The organism is Leisingera sp. F5, from assembly GCF_001593695.1.
The window spans coordinates 61,653-80,029 of the sequence record NZ_LUKH01000020.1 but is presented as its reverse complement, the minus strand read 5'-3'; the positions used below and the strand labels follow the sequence as shown (position 1 = coordinate 80,029).

Here is an 18,377-nt window from a genome sequence, read left to right as displayed (position 1 = left end):
CTTCGCCCCAGCCCGCGGGGCGTGATGTCGTATGTCCCCCATCCGCTGACGCAATCAAAGGACAGGCGCCGCCCGGCCCGCGGCTAGAATGCCCGATCAGTTTCCGCAAGGCCGCAAAGCCCTGGCGGAAGGCGACAGGCATCGGGGAGGACGCGCCGCCATGAAAGACAAGACAACCACCACCGAACAGGCCATGGCACTGATCCGGGACGGGGATGTCGTGACCACCACCGGGTTTGTGCAAAGCTGCATCCCGGAAATGCTGCACGCGGCCTTGGAAAAGCGGTTCATCGAGGAGGGCGCGCCCCGCGACCTGACCCTGATCATGTGCGCAGGCGCCGGTGACAGCAAGGGTTTGGGAACCGGACGGCTGCACCACGACGGACTGCTGCGCAGGGTGATTGCCGGCAACTTCGGACGGATGCCCAAGGTTGCGCAGGCAGCACAAGAAAACAAGATCTGCGGCTACAACCTGCCGCAGGGGGTGATCTCGCAGCTTTACCGCGCCTGTGCTGCGGGCCAGCCGGGGCTGTTCTCCAAGGTCGGCCTGCACACCTATGTCGATCCCCGCCACGGCGGCGGCAAGGTCAACAAAGTGACCGAGGAAGACATCGTCCGCTACCACGAAGTCGATGGCGAGGAATGGCTGTTCTACAAGGCCACCAAGATCGACGTCGCCTTCATCCGCGGCACCAGCGCCGACCGCTCCGGCAATATCAGCATGGAGCGCGAGGCGCTGACACTGGACTGTCTGGCCCAGGCGATGGCCGCGCATAACAATGGCGGCATCGTCATCGCCCAGGTCGAGCGCATCGTCGAAGACGGCTCGATCAAACCCAAGGACGTCAAGATCCCCGGCCTGCTGGTGGACTGCGTCTGCTTGGCCGATGACCCCGAGATGCACCGGATGAACTATGGCGTGCAGCATAACCCTGCCCTGTCCGGTGAAATCCGGGTGCCGGTGGAAGGCATCGCCAAGATGCCGCTGGACCAGCGCAAGATCATCGCCCGCCGCGCCGCCTTTGAACTGCCGCCCAACGGGGCTGTCAATCTGGGCGTCGGCGCCCCCGACGGCGTCGGCGCCGTTGCAAACGAAGAAAAGGCCACCCCCTATATCACCCTCACAACCGAGGCCGGCGCGGTTGGCGGTGTGCTGGCAGGCGGCTCCAGCTTCGGCTCCTCCGCCAACGCCGACGCCATCATCGACCAGAACCAGATGTTCGATTTCTACGACGGCGGCGGGTTGGACCTCACCTGCCTCGGCATGGCCGAATGCGACGCCGAGGGCAGCGTCAACGCCTCCCGCTTCGGCGGCCGCCTGAATGGCTGCGGCGGCTTCATCAACATCTCGCAAAATTCCCGCGCCGTGGTCTTTGCCGGCACCTTCACCGCGGGCGGCCTGAAGGTCGCGGTTGAAGATGGCAACCTGCGCATCGTCCAGGAGGGCCGCAACAAGAAGTTCGTCCGCCTGATTGAACAGATCACCTTCTCAGGCCCTTACGCGTCCAAACGTTCACAGCCGGTGCTCTACGTCACCGAACGCTGCGTGCTGCAGCTGACGCCCAAGGGGCTGGAACTGATCGAGATTGCGCCCGGCATCGACCTGCAGCGCGATATTCTGGACCAGATGGAGTTCAAGCCGATCATCGAGAATGTCACCCAGATGGACCCGCGCATCTTCCGGGATGAGCAGATGGGACTGATGAACGACCTGCTGAACCTGAACCTGTCGGAGCGGGTCACTTATGATGCCGCGCGGCACACCATGTTCCTCAACCTCGAAGGCTGGAGCGTCAAGAAGAAGCGCGACATCGAGGATCTGACCCGGGTCCTTCAAGATGCCTTTGCCAAAAGCGGCCAGGATGTGAACATGGTGATGAACCAGAACGGCTTCCGCATTGCCGAGGATCTGCAGGATGCCTATGCGGCGGCAGTCGGGCAGACACTGGAGCGCCACAGCGCCTCGATTGCCCACTACACCACCAGCGCCTTCATGCGCCTGAAGATGCAAGGCACCCTCGCCAGCCGCAGTGTGCAGCCGCATATTTTCGAGAGCGGTGAAGAGGCGCATCAGGCCATTTGGGGGTCCTGAAGCGGACACAAACCCGCGCCAGCCCGTTTCGGGCTGGCCACATCCTCCGCACCCGTCGGCGCGCGCCGGAAAAGGGGCTGCCCCCTCTTTTCTGAACTTGGCAGGCGCTCAAACCGTTTCATGCAAAAGATCCGTAAACCCTTAAGGTGAATACGGTTTCCAAGGGCACCGGCTTGCAGTCAGCTGATGAAAGCTCGGGCCCATGCAGATTTCCTAACGAGAGCGGGACAGGAACTGAATTTTTTTTAAATACCCTCTTGCACCCTTCTGCAACAAACTTTAGACAGCGCCTCACCGATGGGGTGTAGCCAAGTGGTAAGGCAGCAGTTTTTGGTACTGTGTATCGTAGGTTCGAATCCTACCACCCCAGCCACTTTCCATGAAAAGCCGAGAAAATAAGAGCTCTCCCAAGCTCATCTTAGACAATGTGTCTCAGAAGACCGAAACTGTGACACAGAGTGTAGCACAATCCGTTGCTCGCTATGCGCGCAAGCGTTCCGACTCGTCCCACCAGAAGCCAAAACCCTGCGCCGGCCCTTACCTCATGCGAAGGGGCCGGGTTTTCTATTTCCGCAAACGCCTCCCCAGGGCACTATCAATCTTACAATTAAACTCATTTCTCTGCCTTTCCCTGCGTACCGACCTCCCGCTCGACGCCGTGAAACGAGCCGCCAGGCTCCTCACGGTCTACGAGCGAATGGAGAAAGAAATCGTGGACGCCTTGAACTCTCAAGACCTGAGCCCTGCTGACACCAAAGCCCTGCTGACCGAAGCTTTCCGAGTGGAACTGGCACGGATCCTGGCAGAACAAAGCAGCATCGGTAGCCTGACCGATAAAGACGCTGACAAGCGTATTGAAGAGCTCGAAGCAGAGAACAACAGGCTACGCCGTGCTGCCCGGCGCGAGAACTGGCAGGAGGTTCGGGAACTGCTGGAAAAGGCCAGCAGCATGATCGGCCTGGTGTGTCCGAGCAGTGCTTGAATGACCGGACGTCGACGCCGCGCTCCAGCAGGTGTGTCGCAAAACTGTGCCGCAACGTGTGCAGCGTCACAGGCTTGGTGACCCCCGCGGCCCGCGCCGCCTGCTTGAACAGACGCGAGATCTTGACGGGCAGGCAGGTGCTTGCCGCGATAGCCGGGGAAAATGACCCGTTCAGGCCCGGGCACGCCTGTGTCCTGACCGGCGGGACGTTCTTTCCACCAGTCCCGCAATAATCCCAGAATGCCGGCGGGCAGCATCACGTTGCGATCCTTGCGGCCCTTGGATTGCACGATGCGGATGATGCTCTGGGCGCCGTCAATGTCGCCAACCCGCAACCGGACCACTTCGCCCGCACGCAGGCCGCAGCCATAGGCCGGCGACAGCATCACCCGCGCCTTCAAGCTCGGTGCCATGACCAGGATACGCTTGACCTCGTTGCCGCTCAGCACCAGCGGCACCTTCACCGGCTCCTTGAGGCTGAAAACCTCCGCGGCCAGGTCATGCCGCCGCAGCGTCACCCGGAACAGAAACTTCACCCGGTCATGGTCTGATTGCGCGTACAGATGCTGGTGCCGCTTTCCATCAGATGCCGCTGGAAGTCCCGCACATCATCGGGTGCCGCGGTCTCGGGGGATCGTCCGAGCCAGGCTGCAAACCGCTTGCAGGCCCGCAAGTGGCTGGTTTGAGAAGCCGGTCCCAGATTGCGCGCCGACATATCGGTAATCATCCGGGCGCGAAGGGGAGTCATCGGTGTGGACTGCTGAACCGTCATGGGAAAACCCTCTGTCAACCGAGGCAAAATCACCTCGGCCAACAGCACACACCCGTCATCGAAATCCGCGAAGCAAATCCCGGTTCCGCGCAACGCCAGCCACAGGCGCCCATATCGCGGAGCGATTTAGTGCATGGGCCGTTCGTGGAACTTTGCAAAGTCTGCTCTCGGCGTATCGCGGCCGTTCCTAGCTGTCAATGCCGCGAGAGCGGCCAAGGTCCGCACGGTCGCGCAACCCGCGAATTGCCAACACCTGTCTCGCTGCATCCTGACCGAACGGCATGGTGTGTTTGCGGCGGCCGCTCTCCCAGGGCGAACCAGGTTCGATAAGATCGGCCTCAGAAAAACCAGCCGTGAAGGAGAACGACCCTGCCGCATTATGCTGGTCTGGACGTGCCCGTCAAATCCGTGCCGATCTGTGTTGTTGATGGAGAGGGTGCATTGGGCACTTCGTCGGCATTCTCCGCGCAAGAGACGAACGACAGCTCTACAGAAATCACCTGGACAAAGAGCATTCCGATGTCTGAGGTCTTCACGCTCCTTGCCAAGGCTCAAGATGTGCAAGGTATTGACCGAAGCAACACGGTAGATATTAGTAGCCAGAAGAAGCCGACTTCTTCTGGCTACTAATACTCTGGGGGTGAGCGCCCAAGGCGAGGGGGCAAAGCCCCATTCCTTCCTGCTCTAGATCTGCCCCGACCACCTCAGCCAGCTCTCCGGGCTGCCGCGGAAGGTATTGAGGTCCACGTCGCCCGAAACCCCCGGCACCTCTCCGGTGCCGGAGTATTGCCAGAGGCTCCAGTTTTCGCCCGGGTAGACCTTGCGCGGATGGCCCGCCACGGAGCGCAGCCAAAACTCGGTGCCGCTGAGACGGCCGATGCCGGTGTCACGGTAGAAATCCACCGTCGTATAGACCACCGGGCGCATGCCGTAGTGGCGTTCCAGAATGTTCAGGAACTTGCGCGCCTCCGCCCGCACCGTGGCGCCGTCGGGCCGCAGCCTGCAGGTGCGGGAGCGGTGGTTCCATTCCATGTCCAGCACCGGCGGCAGCGCATTTGCATCTCGCGGCACGTGGCGGATGAACCAGCGCGCCTGTTCCGCTGCCGGGCGGCAGAAATAGTAATAGTGATAGGCACCGCGCCGGATCCCGGCGGCACCTGCGCCGCGCCAGTTGTCGCGGAATTTCATATCGGTGTGGTCGCCGCCTTCGGTCGCCTTGATATAGGCAAAGGAGACGCCGGAGCGGCGCACCTTGCGCCAATCGATATCGCCCTGGTAGCGCGAGACATCGATGCCGTGGACCGGATAGGACCACGGTTTGCGCCCGACCCAGTCATGCGGATCACGGTCGCCGAACCGGGGGTAAGTCCGCAACCCGGACAGCCGCGCGTTGGCAGGCTCGGTGCGGGTGACGTCCGGCGCGCTGACGACCCTATCCGGCGGGCGCCCGCACCCTGTTGCCAGTGCCAGTGCCAATACCCCCAAAACCAGTCTGCGCATGTGATGTGCTCCCTGCCTCAACGTGTAAAAATCTGCTCGTCTTTGTTGTTGCTTTTCACTTTAGCGCAGACCGGCGCAAAGTCGCGCCTGACGGCAGGATATCAGCATAATTCCGCCGCAAGAAAAAACGCGCCGCTTTGGGGGGGCGGCGCGTTCAGGGTGCCACGTTTACGGGCGGCTCAGACCCATTTGGCCAGCGGTGGCAGGCTCATCAGCACCGCGTTGGCGTCGTGGCCGGTCTCCAGGCCGAATTTGGTGCCGCGGTCATAGACCAGATTGTATTCCGCATAGAGCCCCCGGTGGATCAGCTGGGCGTCCTTGTCGGCCTCATCGAAGTTTTGCACCCGGCGCTTTTCGACCAGCGGCACAAAGGCCGGCAGGAAGGCACGGCCAATACCCTGAGTCAGGGCAAAATCCGCCGCCCAGTCGCCGGAGTTCCGGTCATCCATGAAAATGCCCCCCACCCCGCGGGCGCGCTTGCGGTGGGGGATGTAGAAATACTCATCCGCCCATTCCTTGAGCCGCGGGTACTGGTCCGCGCCATGCGGGTCGAGATGCTGTTTCTGGACGCCATGAAAATGCGCGGTGTCCTCATCGTACTCAATACAAGGGTTCAGGTCGGAACCGCCGCCGAACCACCACGCGTGCGGGGTCCAGAACATCCGGGTGTTCATATGCACCGCCGGCACATGCGGGTTGCGCATATGCGCCACCAGAGAGATGCCGGAGGCCCAGAACCGCGGATCATCCTTCATCCCCGGAATGCCCTTGCGCGCCGCCATCGCGTTTTGCGCCCGTTCGCCCAGAGTGCCGTAGACCTCGGAGATATTGACCCCGACCTTCTCAAACACCCGGCCGCCGCGCATCACGCTCATCAGCCCGCCGCCCGCGTCGGAACCGTCCTCCGAGTAGCGCGTGGTCTCTGTCACCTCGAACCGGCCTGGCGCCATATCCGCAAACGGGCCTTCGCTGTGGCTGTCCTCAAGCCCTTCAAAGGCCGCAACGATCTGGTTGCGCAGGTCCCGGAACCAGGCGGCAGCCTGGGCCTTCTCAGTCTTCATCTCAGCAGTCATGCGGGGTCTTTCTGATCAGTGGACCGGTGCCGCCACCGGGTCCAGCAGCGTGCGGCCGCCGTCCAGCGTCAGAACCTGGCCGGTCATGAAACCCGAGGCGTCGGAGGCCAGATACTGCGCCGTCTCGGTCAGTTCAGTGGGCGATGCAATGCGGCCCAGCGGGGTATGCGCCTCGATGTCCTGGCGGTAGCTGCGGTTGTCCTTGAGGGTGGTCCGCATCGACGCGCTCATCACCGAGCCGAAGGCAATCGAGTTCACCCGGATCTTGTGCGGCGCCAGCGCCACCGACAGCGAGCGGGTGGCCTGATCCAGCGCGGCAGAGGTGACCGAATAGGCCATCAGCTCGGGGTGGGTGCGGCGTGCCGCAATGGAGGACAGGTTGATGATGCTGCCCAGCGGGCCGCTGCTGTCCTCATCTTCCTCGCCCTGCCGGATCATCCGCTTGGCCACTTGCTGCGACAGGCGCACGGCAGGCAGCAGGCTTTGCATCAGCAGCTGGTCCAGTGTGTCGTCCGCGGGATCCAGCGGATCGGTTACCACCATCTGGCGCGCGCCGTTTACCAGGATGTCGACCCCGTCAAAGGCATCAATGGTGGCCGACAGCAGATTTGCGATGGTCAGCCGCTCGCGCAGGTCGCCGGCGAAATAGCGGATATTGCTTTCCTCGGCCTGCTCGCCCAGCTCGGCAACCAGCTGCGCCTCATGGGTGTCGGCAAACATCACATTGGCGCCGGCATCGGCAAACTGCTTGCCGATCGCCAGCCCGATGCCGCTGGCGGCACCGGTCACAATGGCGGTTTTGCCGGAAATCGAAAAAGACATGTTAGGGCACTCCCCTGCAACAATCTGGCCTGCAACAATTTGGCCTGTGGCAATCTGGGCCGCACGTTAGACCGCGCCTGCCGGTTTGGAAACCGGCATTGCACCTGTCCGCGGTTACTTGCGCCGGCGCTTTGGCCGGGACGCATGCAGGATCTTAAAGCGGTTGTCGCCGCCCTCCGCGCGCACCTGGGCAAAGCGTTCGCCCAGCGCCACCTCATAAGGCAGATGCCGGTTGGCCACCATCCACAGGCTGCCCGACGGCGCCAGCATTGCCGCCGCCGCACCGATGAACGCCTGGCCCAGCGACGGTTCCGCCGTGCGGGTGGTGTGAAACGGCGGGTTCATCACCACGGTATTCACAGTGCCCGGCGCCTTCCAGGTCCGGGCGTCCGCCCAATGAAACTGCGCCCGGGCATCCGCAACATTCTGCCGCGCGCAGGCCAGCGCGTGATAATCGGCCTCGGCCAGATGCACCTGCTCAACGCTCTCGCGTTTCAGCACCTCCGCCGACAGATACCCCCAGCCCGCCCCCAGATCGGCGACGCAACGGCCCAGCTTCTGCGGCAGCGCCGCCGCCAGCATCCGGGACGCCGGGTCAATTCCATCCGCCGAGAACACGCCCGGCGCAGTGGTGAAGCCTTCAACCTGCTGCGGCTGCGCGGGCAGCCACTCGGACAGATCGGTGCCGCCGTCGATCCAGAACACCTTGCCATGCGCCTTGGAGACCGGCTCCGAGGGATCACAGCGCTTGCGCAGGTCCTTCAGAACCGAATCAATGCCCTCGACCTTGGCGCCATCAATCAGCACCTGCCCCTGCGTTGCAGCTGCTGCCTGTGCGATCAGCATCCGCGCCAGCGCCTTGGCCCGCGGGATAAACACTACGGCTGCGGCCGGCGCCTCATCCGCCTGCAGTGCCGGGGTGCAGGCATAGCCCTGCGCGGCAAAGTGATCGTGGTCGGGGCGCAGCGGCTGGACAATCAGCAGCTGGTCCTTGGGCAGGGCCGAAAGATCGTGATCGGCGCGCGGATGAAACACCGCAATGCGGCCCTCTGACGGAACAGCAAAGCCGCCCGATTGGGCGGCCAATGACAGGCGAACAGACATCTAAGAGCCTCTTTATTCTTCTTTTTCCATGGTGCATTGCAGCGGGTGCTGCTGGCGGCGGGCGAAGTCCATCACCTGTCCCACCTTGGTCTCAGCCACCTCATGGCTGAACACGCCGACCACAGCAACGCCTTTTTTATGCACCGTCAGCATGATCTCAAACGCCTGCGCGTGGGTCATGCCAAAGAACCGCTCCAGCACCATGACGACAAATTCCATCGGCGTGTAGTCATCATTCAGCAGCAGCACCTTATAGCGCGGCGGGCGCTTGGTTTTCGGCCGTGTCTTGGTCAGGACGCCAGATTCGATATCGTCGTCTGAATGGTCGGTCATCATGATGTGCTGCAGCGGCATAAGCAATTTGATCCGTTGATACGTGGAATTATCTGTGAGGCTTATATAGCCTCTATACAGTTTAGGAAAAGAGACTGAGACCCGCAGATTGATACGTAATTTGACAACAATCGGCTTTGATGCCGACGATACCCTTTGGCACAACGAACGGTTCTTCCGCGTCACCCAGGAAAGATTCGCCGAATTGCTGATGGATCACACTCCCGCCGACATCGGATCGGAGCAGCTGGAACGGCGGCTGCTGGATGCCGAAAAGCGCAATCTGGGGCGCTATGGCTACGGGGTGAAGGGCTTCACCCTCTCGATGATCGAAACCGCAATTGAGGTGACACAGGAACACGTGCCGGCCGCCGTGATTAAGGAACTGATCACCGCTGGCCAGATGATGCTGTCCTATCCCATCGAACTGCTGCCCCATGCGCGCGCGGCGGTGGAGGCGGTTGCCGGCCGTTATAAGGTGGTGCTGATCACCAAGGGCGATCTCTTGGATCAGGAGCGCAAGCTGGCGCAATCGGGCCTGGGAGAGCTGTTCGACGGGGTCGAGGTGGTCTCGGAAAAGTCACCGGAAGTCTACCTGGACATCTTCACCCGCCACGGCGACGGGGCGGCGCACGCGATGATGGTCGGCAACTCGATGCGCTCTGACGTGGTCGCAGCCATCGGCGCCGGCGCCTGGGGCACCTATGTGCCGCACGGGCTGGTCTGGGAGGTCGAGCACGCCGAAGCCCCCAAGCACAGCCCCCGCTATACCGAGATTGCCGATCTGAGCGGGCTGGCAGACTTAGTGAACAGCCTCAACTGACGGTCGCCGTGAACCGATGCTGGACGGACCTGTTCCGGCCAGCTATCCCTTTGCCGACCCAAAGCGGAGACGCCGGAAGATGCCGCACGCCGAACTGAAATACTCCAGCGACCTGGAAATTGATGCCAAGGCCATTCTGGCTGAAATTGAGGCCGTTATCCTGGAACACGACAGCGGCGCCGGGGCCTGTAAGGGCCGGGCCTATCCCGCAGAGCAGTTTCACCACAGTCACATTGCCATCACCGTAACCCTGCTGACCAAGCCGCACCGGGACGAGGCGTTCTCCATTGCTTTGCTCACGGACCTCGAATCCCGCATCAAGGCACGGTTGATCCAGCCGTGCGAATTTTCACTTGGCCTCAGCTACTCCGCCCCTTTCTACGTGACCAATTTTCACGCAGGTTAACGGTCCGGACCCCGCGTCAGCGGCCTGCAGGGCTGAAAATCAACCGCCCGGCACTCCGGGAAATGCAACTTTTTTCGGTAACCTTCTATTAGCACTTACCGCATCTAGAGGGACCGCCGGGTGTCCCCACAAGATGCCGGCAGGATGGCGCGCATAGCGCTTAACACCCCTTTTCGCCGCTGTTTATTCCTCATCAACCCTGTGTTAGGCTTTTGCTCACAGGCAAAAACGTCAGCCGGAAAACCGGCGGCATGAGGCAAACATGGCAGTAATCACGCAGGTCAATCCGGCGTCAGGCCGGTATTTCCGTACCCGGTTCCTGAGGGCAGCCGCAGTATTTCTTATCGCCGCAATTGTGCTGGCGCTTCAGCCGCAGCGGGGTGCTGCGGCGCCCTATGCTGCGATGGTCATCGATTCCCGCACCGGCGAGGTGCTGCATTCACGCAATGCCGACACCCGGCTGCACCCGGCCTCGCTGACCAAGATGATGACCCTTTACATCGCGTTTGAGGCTGTGCGGAACGGTGAAATCTCGCTTGAGACCAAGGTCAAGATCAGCCGCAACGCTGCTGCCGAGCCGCCCTCGAAACTGGGCCTGCGCTCCGGCCAGCGGATTGCCTTCCGCTATCTGATCCGCGCCGCGGCAGTGAAATCCGCCAATGACGCGGCCACCGCCATCGGCGAGACGCTGTCGGGCTCCGAGGCCGCCTTTGCCCGCCGCATGAACCGCACCGCCAAGGCGCTGGGGATGAGCCGCACCACCTTCAAGAACGCCCATGGCCTGACGGCCAGCGGACATCTGTCGACGGCACGCGATATGACCACCCTGGGCCGCCATCTGCTTTATGACTACCCGGAATACTACAACCTGTTCTCGCGCCGCACGACCCATGCCGGCGTGCGCGAAGTGCCCAACACCAACCGCCGCCTGCTGGCCAGTTACCGCGGCGCCGACGGCATCAAGACCGGTTATACCCGCGCGGCAGGCTCCAACCTGGTGGCCTCGGCCAAGCGCGGCAATGAACGCATCATCGCCACGGTGTTCGGCGGAAAATCCTCTACCGCACGCAATGCCAAGGTGGCGGAACTGCTGGATCTCGGCTTCCGCCGCGCCCCGTCGCGTGCCGCCCTGCGCAAACCGCGCCGGCCCGCATACCAAGGCGCCGGCGTCGTGATAGCGGACGCCGGGGACAGCGGCAGCAGCGCAGGTGCTGCAGGCAAGACCATCCGGGTCAGCGGCCAGGTGAACACCAGCCTGCTGCCCAAATCGCGCCCCGGCCGCAGCGAGTCGCCGGTGCTGGTGGCCGCGCTTGAGGAAGCACTGCAGACACCGCCCGCCGAAGCTGCTGAGGACACTGCACAAACCGCACCGCAAGCGGAGCAGATCGAAAATGTCCAGACCCTCAGTGCCGAAGGTGCGCTGCAGGGGGATGCCATCCGCAACAGCATAGCCGTCGCCCTCGCCGAAGCCGAGGCGGAACCCGCGCCAGCAGCACAGACCGCAACAGCCACGGTCATCGCTGCAGTGCAAAAGGTGCCCTTCACCGGTCTGAGGCCCGTTGCCCGCCCGGCCAGCCTGGCCCTTGCGAACGCTTCACCCGAACCGGAACCAGTGGTTGTGACCCGGCTCTCCACTTCCGGCGGGCGTTACTGGGGTGTCAATGTCGGCCTCTACACCAGCCGTTACCAGGCCGAAAAGGTTCTGTTGCGCACGGCCCTGTCGGAGCTGGAAACGCTGGACGGCTCCTTGCGCAAGGTGGCCAAGACCCGGCGCGGGTTCGAAGCCAATTTCCTCGGCATGAGCCAAGATCAGGCGGAACTGGCCTGCCGCCGCCTGAACGCCCGCAACGTGACCTGCAAGCCGATCGGCCCATCCTGAGCCCAGTGTTTCCCGAACCAGAACAAAAGGCGCCCCAGCGGCGCCTTTTTCATGACCGCCCCCCAGGATCCGGCCAGGACCCGATCAAACGCTCCCGCCCGTCGTCATCCTGTTCTGCGAAAAGGCTTCCTCCCGTTGGGCGTGGCACCGCGCAAAGCGCGGTGCCACGCCCAACGCTGCCAAGGGGCTCTGGCGTCAGCCAGGGCAACTGCAGGGGCGGGAGGGATTGGCTTTTCACACAGGCCAGGCCGCCCACATCACGGCTTGGGCTTGTCGTCCCACTCATCGCTCAGGATCCGGCGGGAATCGCCTTCCGGATCGTCGTACTGGTTGCTGCGCAGCGTATAGAAAAACGCTGCCAGCCCGACCGAGCCGAGGATCAGTGAAATCGGGATCAGATAGGCAAGGACACTCATAGTTTCAGATCCGGCATAGCTGGCGCGGGCTTAGCGCAGCCGCAGCGCATTCAGAGAGACTGTAATGGAAGAGGTAGACATCGCCAGCGCCGCAATCAAGGGCGTTACCAGCCCGGCAATCGCCAGGGGCACTGCAATCACGTTGTACAGCGTGGCAATGCGGAAGTTTTCACGGATCCGGCGGGTTGCCTTCTGCGCCACGGTACAGGCCTCTGCAATCGGGGAAAGATCCCGCCCCAGCAGCACGATATCCGACGCCACCCGCGCCGCATCCAGTGCTGAGGCCGGGGAGATCGACACATGGGCCGCCGCCAGCGCCGCAGTGTCGTTCAACCCATCGCCCACCATCAAAACCTTCTTGCCCTGACCGGCCAGCATCTGCACCCGGGCGGATTTGTCTGCAGGCAGCGCTTCGGCCGCCCATTTGGCGATGCCCAGCCGCACGGCCAGGTCCTCGACCGCGCCGGCGGTATCGCCGGAAATCAAGAGCACGTCCTTGCCGGCTTCCTTCAACGACCGCACCGCTTCGGCAGCACCAGGGCGCAGGGCATCGGTAAACAGGAACGCCTTCGCCTCCCCTGCCCCGCTGTCCAGCCAGGCCGCCGTCTGGCTGCCCTGCTCGGCCCCCACCCAGGCCGCCCGGCCCAGCCGCACAGGGGTGCCGCGGAACACCCCTTCGGCGCCATAACCTGGAACCTCGGTGATCTGCTGCACGCTGGCGGGTTTGATCCCGGCGTTCCGTGCTGCGCGGGTCAGAGCCACCGACAGGGGATGGGAGGAGCCTTCCGCCAGCGCCAATGCAATCTCCAGGTCTGAGCGCGCATGCGCCCCCAGATTGGTCACCTCCGGCGTGCCGGCAGTCAACGTGCCGGTCTTGTCGAAGACCACGGTATCGATCTCCGCCAGCCGCTCCAGCGCGGTGGCGTGTTTGATCAGCATGCCCTTCTTGAACAGCCGCCCGGATGCAGCGGTGGTCACCGCAGGCACCGCAAGACCCAGCGCACAGGGGCAAGTGATGATCAGAACCGCAGCGGCAATGTTCAGCGCCGTGCGGATATCGAAGGTCCACAGATACCAGCCTGCAAAAGCGAGCGCCGACAGGATATGCACGCCCGGCGCATAAAGCTTGGCCGCACTGTCCGCCAGCGAGGTATAGCGGGAGCGGCCCGACTCGGCGATGGCCACCAGATCGGTCATGCGGTGCAGCGAGGTGTCCTCGCCCACGGCAGTGGCCCGGATGGTCAGCGGGCCGGTCAGGTTCACTTCGCCGGCCGACACCGCCAGCCCCGGCGCGGCAAAGACCGGCAGCGTCTCGCCGGTCAGCAGCGAGCGGTCCAGTTCCGATTGACCTTCGGTGATTTCACCGTCCACCGGCATCCGGCCGCCGGGGCGCACCAAGATCAGATCGCCAATCGCCAGATCCGCCACCGGCACCTCGTATTCATTTCCGTCCAGCAGCCTGATCGCGCGGGGCACCTCCAATGCGGCCAGCTCCTCGGCGGCCGAGCGCGCCACGGCGCGGGTTCGGTAGTCCAGATAACGGCCTGCCAGCAGGAAGAAGGTCAGCGTCAGCGCCGCATCGAAATAGGCGTGTTCGCCGGACAGAAAGGTCTCCCACAGCGAGGTGGCCAGCGCCAGCACCAGCGCCAGCACAATCGGCACGTCCATGTTCAGGCGCTTGACCCGCAAGGCGCTCCAGGCGTTGGCAAAGAACGGCTGCGCTGAAAACAGGATCGCCGGAAAGGTGATGGCTGCAGAGATCCAATGGAACATGTCCCGCGTCGCATCCGACGCCCCGGACCAGACCGAGACCGACAGCAGCATCACATTCATCGAGGCAAAAAATGCAACCGCCAGCCGCATCAGGAGATCGCGGCCCGCCTTGTCGTTCTGAGTGGCAGCCAACGCCGCCAGATCCAGCTCATGCGCCTCATATCCGATGCCTTCCAGCACCCGGATCAGGTCGGCTGCTCGCAGATCCGGCTCCGCTTCGATCAGCGCCCGCTTCAGTGTCAGGTTGACCCGCGCGGAATGAATGCCGGGGTGCGCGTTCAGCTCCCGCTCCACCGCTGAAATACAGGCCTGGCAGTGAATGCCCGGCAAGGACAGCGCCAGCCGTGCCTCTGCCGGGGCCTGCTCCCCGCTGTCATGCGGTGCGGCAACGCAGGCCGGACAGGCCGCAAGCGAGGGGCGGATCTGGGCAGTCATGAAGGTCAGCCTTTCACATGCAGGATCACGCGCTGGGTGAACTCGGTGCCGTCCTTGGCCCGCGCAACCATGCGGATGTTCCAATTGCCCGGCCCCAGCTCGGCCGGCGCCACATAGGCCTGGCCGTCAAAGGTGAACGCCGGCTGCTGGTCATCCTGCACATGGGTCGCCCGGCCCAGCGTTGCGCTCAGCTTGGCGACCTCCACCGGGGCGCCGCCGGCATCGGTGATCTCCAGCTTGACCTGATCGCCTTGCGAAGACGCATAGACCGACCAGCCCAGGGCCTCCTGCGCAGAACGGCGCAGATCGAACTCCTGGCTGGCAACATAGGAGTTCTTCACCTCCAGCCCCGGAAAGGTCTTTACTGCATTGACCGCCAGGGCGATGTTCACCCCGATGATCACCGCAAAGGCGCCGCAGAACAGCATCAAGGCATGCTTACCGGTGAATTCGCGTTCGCGCTTGGCCATGGCTCAATTCCCCTTGCCGTTAAAGCTGGTGTCCTTGTGGGCCCTTTCCCCGTTTATCAGATCCTCGGCCCAGATGCGAACCGGGGTGCTGCCGGTCTGCGACGGTGCGGATCCCTTGGCAGAGACGATATAGACCCGCTGCAAGAGCGCGGTATCCGCAGGCACGTTGACCGAGTGATACACCGTGCCTTCCAGCTGCAGCCGCATCGCCGGATCGCCCTTGATCGACAGTTTGAACACCCTGTCCTCGCCGTGCTTGTTGCGCAGGCGCACGTCATAGGTGTTGCGGATGGCACCATCGGACAGTGTCACAAAGGTCGGGTTGCGTTCCGGCGCCACAGTCAATTCAATGTCCGAGCGGATGAACAGGGCAAACAGCAGCCCCACACCGACCAGCGACCACAGGCTGGTGTACATGATGGTGCGCGGCCGCAGGATATGTTTCCAGATGTTCTTTGGCGGTTTGCCTGCGCGCTCCTCTGCCTCATCCGATAGCGCCATATAGTCGATCAGCCCGCGCGGCTTGCCGATCTTGGCCATCACGTCGTCGCAGGCGTCGATGCACAGGGCGCAGGTGATGCATTCCATCTGCTGGCCGTCGCGGATGTCGATCCCCATCGGGCAGACATTGACGCAGGCCATGCAGTCGATGCAATCGCCATGCACGGTGCCCGCCTCGTCGGTCTTGCGCGGCTTGCCGCGCGGCTCGCCCCGCCACTCGCGGTAGCCGACGGTCAGCGTGTCCTCATCCATCATCGCGGCCTGGATGCGCGGCCAGGGGCAGGCGTAGATGCAGATCTGCTCGCGTGCGAAACCGCCAAACAGAAAGGTGGTGCCGGTCAGCACCAGCATGGTGGAATAGGCAACGGGGTGCGCGTTCAGCGTCACCAGATCATAGGCCAGCGTCGGCGCATCGGCGAAATAGAACACCCAGGCACCGCCGGTGGCGAGACCGATCAGCAACCAGGACACCCATTTGGTCAGCCGCAGCCGCGCCTTGCGGAAATCCATTTTTTTCTGCCGGTGCAGGCGCAGGCGGGCGTTGCGGTCGCCCTCGATCCAGCGCTCCACCAGAATGAACAGATCGGTCCACACCGTCTGCGGGCAGGTGTATCCGCACCAGACCCGGCCCAGCGCCGAGGTGAACAGGAACAGCCCCAGCCCCGCCATGATCAGCAATCCGGCGACGAAATAAAACTCATGCGGCCAGATCTCGATCCAGAAGAAATAGAACCGGCGGCCCGCCAGATCCAAAAGCACGGCCTGATCCGGCAAGCTTGGCCCGCGGTCCCAGCGGATCCACGGCGTCAGATAGTAGATCCCCAGCGTCACCGCCATGATGTACCATTTCAGGTTCCGGAACGGGCCGGACACGCGCCGCGGGTAGATCGGCTCCTGGGCGGCGTACAGGCTCGGGGCTGGTTTGGAATCGCTCACGGACACTCTCCGTCTTGTGGCTGTCTCGCGCCGTTGTCACAGATGCATAATGCCAGAACATTGACGTGGATCAAAAAGCGCATCGCACAATCATGTTTTCAGGCACCTTCTCCGCGTACTGTGAAGGCAAAACGCCACCTATGCCTGCCCGCCCGGCGCCGCCAGGGGCAAGTTGCCGCAGCGCAGCGATTGCGGAAACTTCTGGGCGGGTTTTCGGAATAGTACAATCTTTATAATGCTGTTCCTCTTCTTGAAATCAATCATAGGGCGTGATTATTCTGCGGCTGAATATCAACACTTTGAAGGCCGTTAAATGAACACCATCGACGCCGCACCCCTAATTTTGAACGGAACCGCCGCCAGCGAGCTTCTTACTGGAGAGAGTGGAAACGATTACATCAATGGCCAGGGCGGGGAAGATACGCTTCGGGGAGGTGACGGAAATGACACTCTGGCAGGCGATGGCAGTTTCGATGGGGGTAACGGAAATGACCTGTTCATCTGGAACCATGCCGACATAAGCTACACAAGAGCAGATGGTGGGAATGGAATCGACACCTTCCGCTTTGCAACTAGCAACTTGGTCAGCAACTGGCCTTCGCTGCAGAACATCGAAATCCTCGACTTCTCCGGGACGCTGACCGGAACTGATGAAACTGACTATATTTGGATTTCCGCTATTCAAAGCTACGCTGACAGCAACGTTTTTGACCTCGGCGGCGGAGACGATTCCTTCATCGGATCACAAGCTGCTGACTTTGTGGATGGCGGCTCCGGCAACGACGGTATTTCCGGCGGGCTAGGCAAGGACAAGCTAGTAGGCGGTGATGGAGCGGATATCCTAAATGGCGGTGATGGTAGCGACACCCTGATGGGCGGTGCCGACGGCGACAACCTTTACGGCGGTAAGGGGGCGGATCTGCTCATAGGCGGCTCCGGTAACGATACTCTTAACGGCACATCCGGCGCCGACACATTGAGAGGCGGTTCGGGGATCGACACACTTCGCATTCAGGACAAAAAGGGCGTCACGTTTGACCTTAAAAACCTTGACAGAAACACAGGTTCGGCAGCGGGAGACGTCATCAAAGGCATTGAAGCTATCACCACTACAGAATCTGACGACGCTTTGTTTGGAAATAAAAAAAATAACATTCTCGACAGTAACGACGGGAATGACAAAGTATACGGGCGCGGCGGGGCCGACAGAATTGACGGCGGCAATGGAAGCGACCGTTTGTTTGGAGGTGCTGGCGACGACACCGTGGACGGAGGCGGCGGCAACAATGTCCTAAAAGGCGGAACAGGCAATGACTATCTGCATGCCCGCGACTCTTTTGGCGCCAATAGAATGCACGGCAACAAGGGCAACGACGTCCTGGAAGGCGGCCTTGGCAGGGATACACTGTCAGGTGGCGAAGGCGATGACACTCTTGACGGAGGTCAACTGGCCTTTGGCAGAACTGAAAACGGCCGGGACACTTTTGTTTTCACAAGCGGCCATGACGTTGTTTATGCCGATCACAAGGACAAGCTGAAATTTGATGACGCTTTGTGGGGAGAAACGGATTTTAGCGCATTTGAAGTGATGGAATTCGCGGAATTCCGGCCGAATGGCGACCTGAAGTTCACCTTTGGCAACGGCAACACGCTGACATTAAAGGACGAGGGCTACGACTCCTTTGACGTCGCTACAATTGAAGATCAGATCGTGATCTTTTGATACGCGAATGAGGGGCTTCAACGGCCCCCAAGCCCTTGCCCCGCCCTGCAGGCAGGTTCACCCGGCTGCTGCGCTGGCTGGCTTCTAAGCCGCCGAAAACGCGCTGCATTCATCCGCAGAACATCTGACCTGAGATCCTGACATTGGGAAAGAAAGAAAAAGCGCCGGTTTTCCAGGAAACGCGCGAACAGATCGGAAAACCGGCGCATGACCCGTTCAGCCTGCACGTCGGCCTTGCGGGATATCATGCTGCCCAGGAGGGCTGTTAAGCCAAGCAGCAATCTCTTTCATCTGCGGTTTTAACCGATTTGCGGCCGTCAGAGTTTGACACGGATCA

16 protein-coding genes, 1 tRNA gene and 2 pseudogenes are annotated in these 18,377 nt (G+C 62.1%); 7 read left to right on the top strand and 12 right to left on the bottom strand.

Features of this window, described 5'->3' with window-relative positions; genetic code table 11:
* Positions 1-160 precede the first annotated feature (160 nt).
* The 3 genes and pseudogenes from A2I95_RS15165 to A2I95_RS42565 form a co-directional block, all read left to right on the top strand.
* Positions 161-2,092, top strand: coding sequence for an acyl CoA:acetate/3-ketoacid CoA transferase (locus A2I95_RS15165; protein ID WP_291730712.1), 1,932 nt, complete (start codon positions 161-163; stop codon positions 2,090-2,092).
* 298 nt (positions 2,093-2,390) lie between these two features.
* Positions 2,391-2,465, top strand: a tRNA-Gln gene (locus tag A2I95_RS15160).
* A 6-nt stretch (positions 2,466-2,471) separates the two neighbouring features.
* Positions 2,472-2,774, top strand: a pseudogene (locus tag A2I95_RS42565) (DUF6538 domain-containing protein); the annotation flags it as partial.
* On the opposite strand, the gene A2I95_RS15155 reads toward A2I95_RS42565, so the two are convergent.
* The 8 genes and pseudogenes from A2I95_RS15155 to clpS all read right to left on the bottom strand — a co-directional run bounded on the left by A2I95_RS15155 (position 2,773) and on the right by clpS (position 8,681).
* Complete coding sequence (locus tag A2I95_RS15155) at positions 2,773-3,144, bottom strand: hypothetical protein (RefSeq protein WP_291730728.1); 372 nt, start codon at positions 3,142-3,144, stop codon at positions 2,773-2,775. The pseudogene A2I95_RS42565 and the gene A2I95_RS15155 sit on opposite strands and share 2 nt — an antisense overlap.
* 112 nt (positions 3,145-3,256) lie before the next feature.
* Positions 3,257-3,460, bottom strand: a pseudogene (locus tag A2I95_RS15150) (tyrosine-type recombinase/integrase); the annotation flags it as partial.
* A 146-nt stretch (positions 3,461-3,606) separates the two neighbouring features.
* A complete protein-coding gene (locus A2I95_RS15145) occupies positions 3,607-3,846 on the bottom strand; it encodes a phage integrase N-terminal SAM-like domain-containing protein (RefSeq protein ID WP_291730711.1) in 240 nt (79 codons plus the stop codon).
* 684 nt (positions 3,847-4,530) lie between these two features.
* On the bottom strand, positions 4,531-5,346 hold the full coding sequence (locus A2I95_RS15140; protein ID WP_291730710.1) for a GH25 family lysozyme: 816 nt from the start codon (positions 5,344-5,346) through the stop codon (positions 4,531-4,533).
* A 179-nt stretch (positions 5,347-5,525) separates the two neighbouring features.
* On the bottom strand, positions 5,526-6,419 hold the full coding sequence (gene hemF / locus A2I95_RS15135) for an oxygen-dependent coproporphyrinogen oxidase (protein WP_291730709.1): 894 nt from the start codon (positions 6,417-6,419) through the stop codon (positions 5,526-5,528).
* A 15-nt stretch (positions 6,420-6,434) separates the two neighbouring features.
* Positions 6,435-7,241: an SDR family NAD(P)-dependent oxidoreductase gene (locus A2I95_RS15130; protein WP_291730707.1), complete on the bottom strand. Its 807-nt coding sequence runs from the start codon at positions 7,239-7,241 to the stop codon at positions 6,435-6,437.
* Between the two features lie 114 nt (positions 7,242-7,355).
* Entirely contained in the window at positions 7,356-8,345 is a 990-nt protein-coding gene (locus A2I95_RS15125; protein WP_291730706.1) for a methyltransferase, read from the bottom strand.
* Positions 8,346-8,357: 12 nt separating this feature from the next.
* A complete protein-coding gene (gene clpS, locus A2I95_RS15120; RefSeq protein WP_035920320.1) occupies positions 8,358-8,681 on the bottom strand; it encodes an ATP-dependent Clp protease adapter ClpS in 324 nt (107 codons plus the stop codon).
* Positions 8,682-8,787: 106 nt separating this feature from the next.
* On the opposite strand from clpS, the gene A2I95_RS15115 reads away from it, so the two are divergent.
* The 3 genes from A2I95_RS15115 to A2I95_RS15105 all read left to right on the top strand — a co-directional run bounded on the left by A2I95_RS15115 (position 8,788) and on the right by A2I95_RS15105 (position 11,786).
* Positions 8,788-9,501, top strand: coding sequence for an HAD family hydrolase (locus A2I95_RS15115; RefSeq protein ID WP_291730705.1), 714 nt, complete (start codon positions 8,788-8,790; stop codon positions 9,499-9,501).
* Positions 9,502-9,580: 79 nt separating this feature from the next.
* Positions 9,581-9,907, top strand: a complete 327-nt coding sequence (locus A2I95_RS15110) for a hypothetical protein (RefSeq protein ID WP_291730704.1) — start codon at positions 9,581-9,583, stop codon at positions 9,905-9,907.
* 262 nt (positions 9,908-10,169) lie between these two features.
* Positions 10,170-11,786, top strand: a complete 1,617-nt coding sequence (locus A2I95_RS15105) for a D-alanyl-D-alanine carboxypeptidase family protein (protein WP_291730703.1) — start codon at positions 10,170-10,172, stop codon at positions 11,784-11,786.
* A gap of 257 nt (positions 11,787-12,043) precedes the next feature.
* Here the strand turns inward: A2I95_RS15105 and ccoS are convergent, their stop codons facing one another.
* Genes ccoS through ccoG form a run of 4 tightly spaced genes read right to left on the bottom strand, consistent with a single transcriptional unit; the run spans position 12,044 to position 16,317 of the window.
* Positions 12,044-12,202, bottom strand: a complete 159-nt coding sequence (gene ccoS, locus A2I95_RS15100; protein WP_027257996.1) for a cbb3-type cytochrome oxidase assembly protein CcoS — start codon at positions 12,200-12,202, stop codon at positions 12,044-12,046.
* A 30-nt stretch (positions 12,203-12,232) separates the two neighbouring features.
* Complete coding sequence (locus tag A2I95_RS15095; protein ID WP_291730702.1) at positions 12,233-14,410, bottom strand: heavy metal translocating P-type ATPase; 2,178 nt, start codon at positions 14,408-14,410, stop codon at positions 12,233-12,235.
* 5 nt (positions 14,411-14,415) lie between these two features.
* Positions 14,416-14,880: a FixH family protein gene (locus tag A2I95_RS15090; protein WP_291730701.1), complete on the bottom strand. Its 465-nt coding sequence runs from the start codon at positions 14,878-14,880 to the stop codon at positions 14,416-14,418.
* A 3-nt stretch (positions 14,881-14,883) separates the two neighbouring features.
* Positions 14,884-16,317, bottom strand: a complete 1,434-nt coding sequence (ccoG, locus tag A2I95_RS15085) for a cytochrome c oxidase accessory protein CcoG (RefSeq protein WP_291730700.1) — start codon at positions 16,315-16,317, stop codon at positions 14,884-14,886.
* Between the two features lie 313 nt (positions 16,318-16,630).
* Here ccoG and A2I95_RS15080 point away from each other — a divergent pair, with 313 nt between their 5' ends.
* On the top strand, positions 16,631-18,040 hold the full coding sequence (locus A2I95_RS15080; RefSeq protein ID WP_291730699.1) for a calcium-binding protein: 1,410 nt from the start codon (positions 16,631-16,633) through the stop codon (positions 18,038-18,040).
* Positions 18,041-18,377: the final 337 nt, after the last annotated feature.

Bases quoted from the DNA above. Each gene is read 5' to 3' on its own strand.
- A2I95_RS15165 (WP_291730712.1), top strand. From the start codon at position 161: ATGAAAGACAAGACAACCACCACCGAACAGGCCATGGCACTGATCCGG.
- A2I95_RS15145 (WP_291730711.1), bottom strand. From the start codon at position 3,846: ATGACGGTTCAGCAGTCCACACCGATGACTCCCCTTCGCGCCCGGATG.
- A2I95_RS15140 (WP_291730710.1), bottom strand. From the start codon at position 5,346: ATGCGCAGACTGGTTTTGGGGGTATTGGCACTGGCACTGGCAACAGGG.
- hemF (WP_291730709.1), bottom strand. From the start codon at position 6,419: ATGACTGCTGAGATGAAGACTGAGAAGGCCCAGGCTGCCGCCTGGTTC.
- A2I95_RS15130 (WP_291730707.1), bottom strand. From the start codon at position 7,241: ATGTCTTTTTCGATTTCCGGCAAAACCGCCATTGTGACCGGTGCCGCC.
- A2I95_RS15125 (WP_291730706.1), bottom strand. From the start codon at position 8,345: ATGTCTGTTCGCCTGTCATTGGCCGCCCAATCGGGCGGCTTTGCTGTT.
- clpS (WP_035920320.1), bottom strand. From the start codon at position 8,681: ATGATGACCGACCATTCAGACGACGATATCGAATCTGGCGTCCTGACC.
- A2I95_RS15110 (WP_291730704.1), top strand. From the start codon at position 9,581: ATGCCGCACGCCGAACTGAAATACTCCAGCGACCTGGAAATTGATGCC.
- A2I95_RS15105 (WP_291730703.1), top strand. From the start codon at position 10,170: ATGGCAGTAATCACGCAGGTCAATCCGGCGTCAGGCCGGTATTTCCGT.
- ccoS (WP_027257996.1), bottom strand. From the start codon at position 12,202: ATGAGTGTCCTTGCCTATCTGATCCCGATTTCACTGATCCTCGGCTCG.
- A2I95_RS15095 (WP_291730702.1), bottom strand. From the start codon at position 14,410: ATGACTGCCCAGATCCGCCCCTCGCTTGCGGCCTGTCCGGCCTGCGTT.
- A2I95_RS15090 (WP_291730701.1), bottom strand. From the start codon at position 14,880: ATGGCCAAGCGCGAACGCGAATTCACCGGTAAGCATGCCTTGATGCTG.
- A2I95_RS15080 (WP_291730699.1), top strand. From the start codon at position 16,631: ATGAACACCATCGACGCCGCACCCCTAATTTTGAACGGAACCGCCGCC.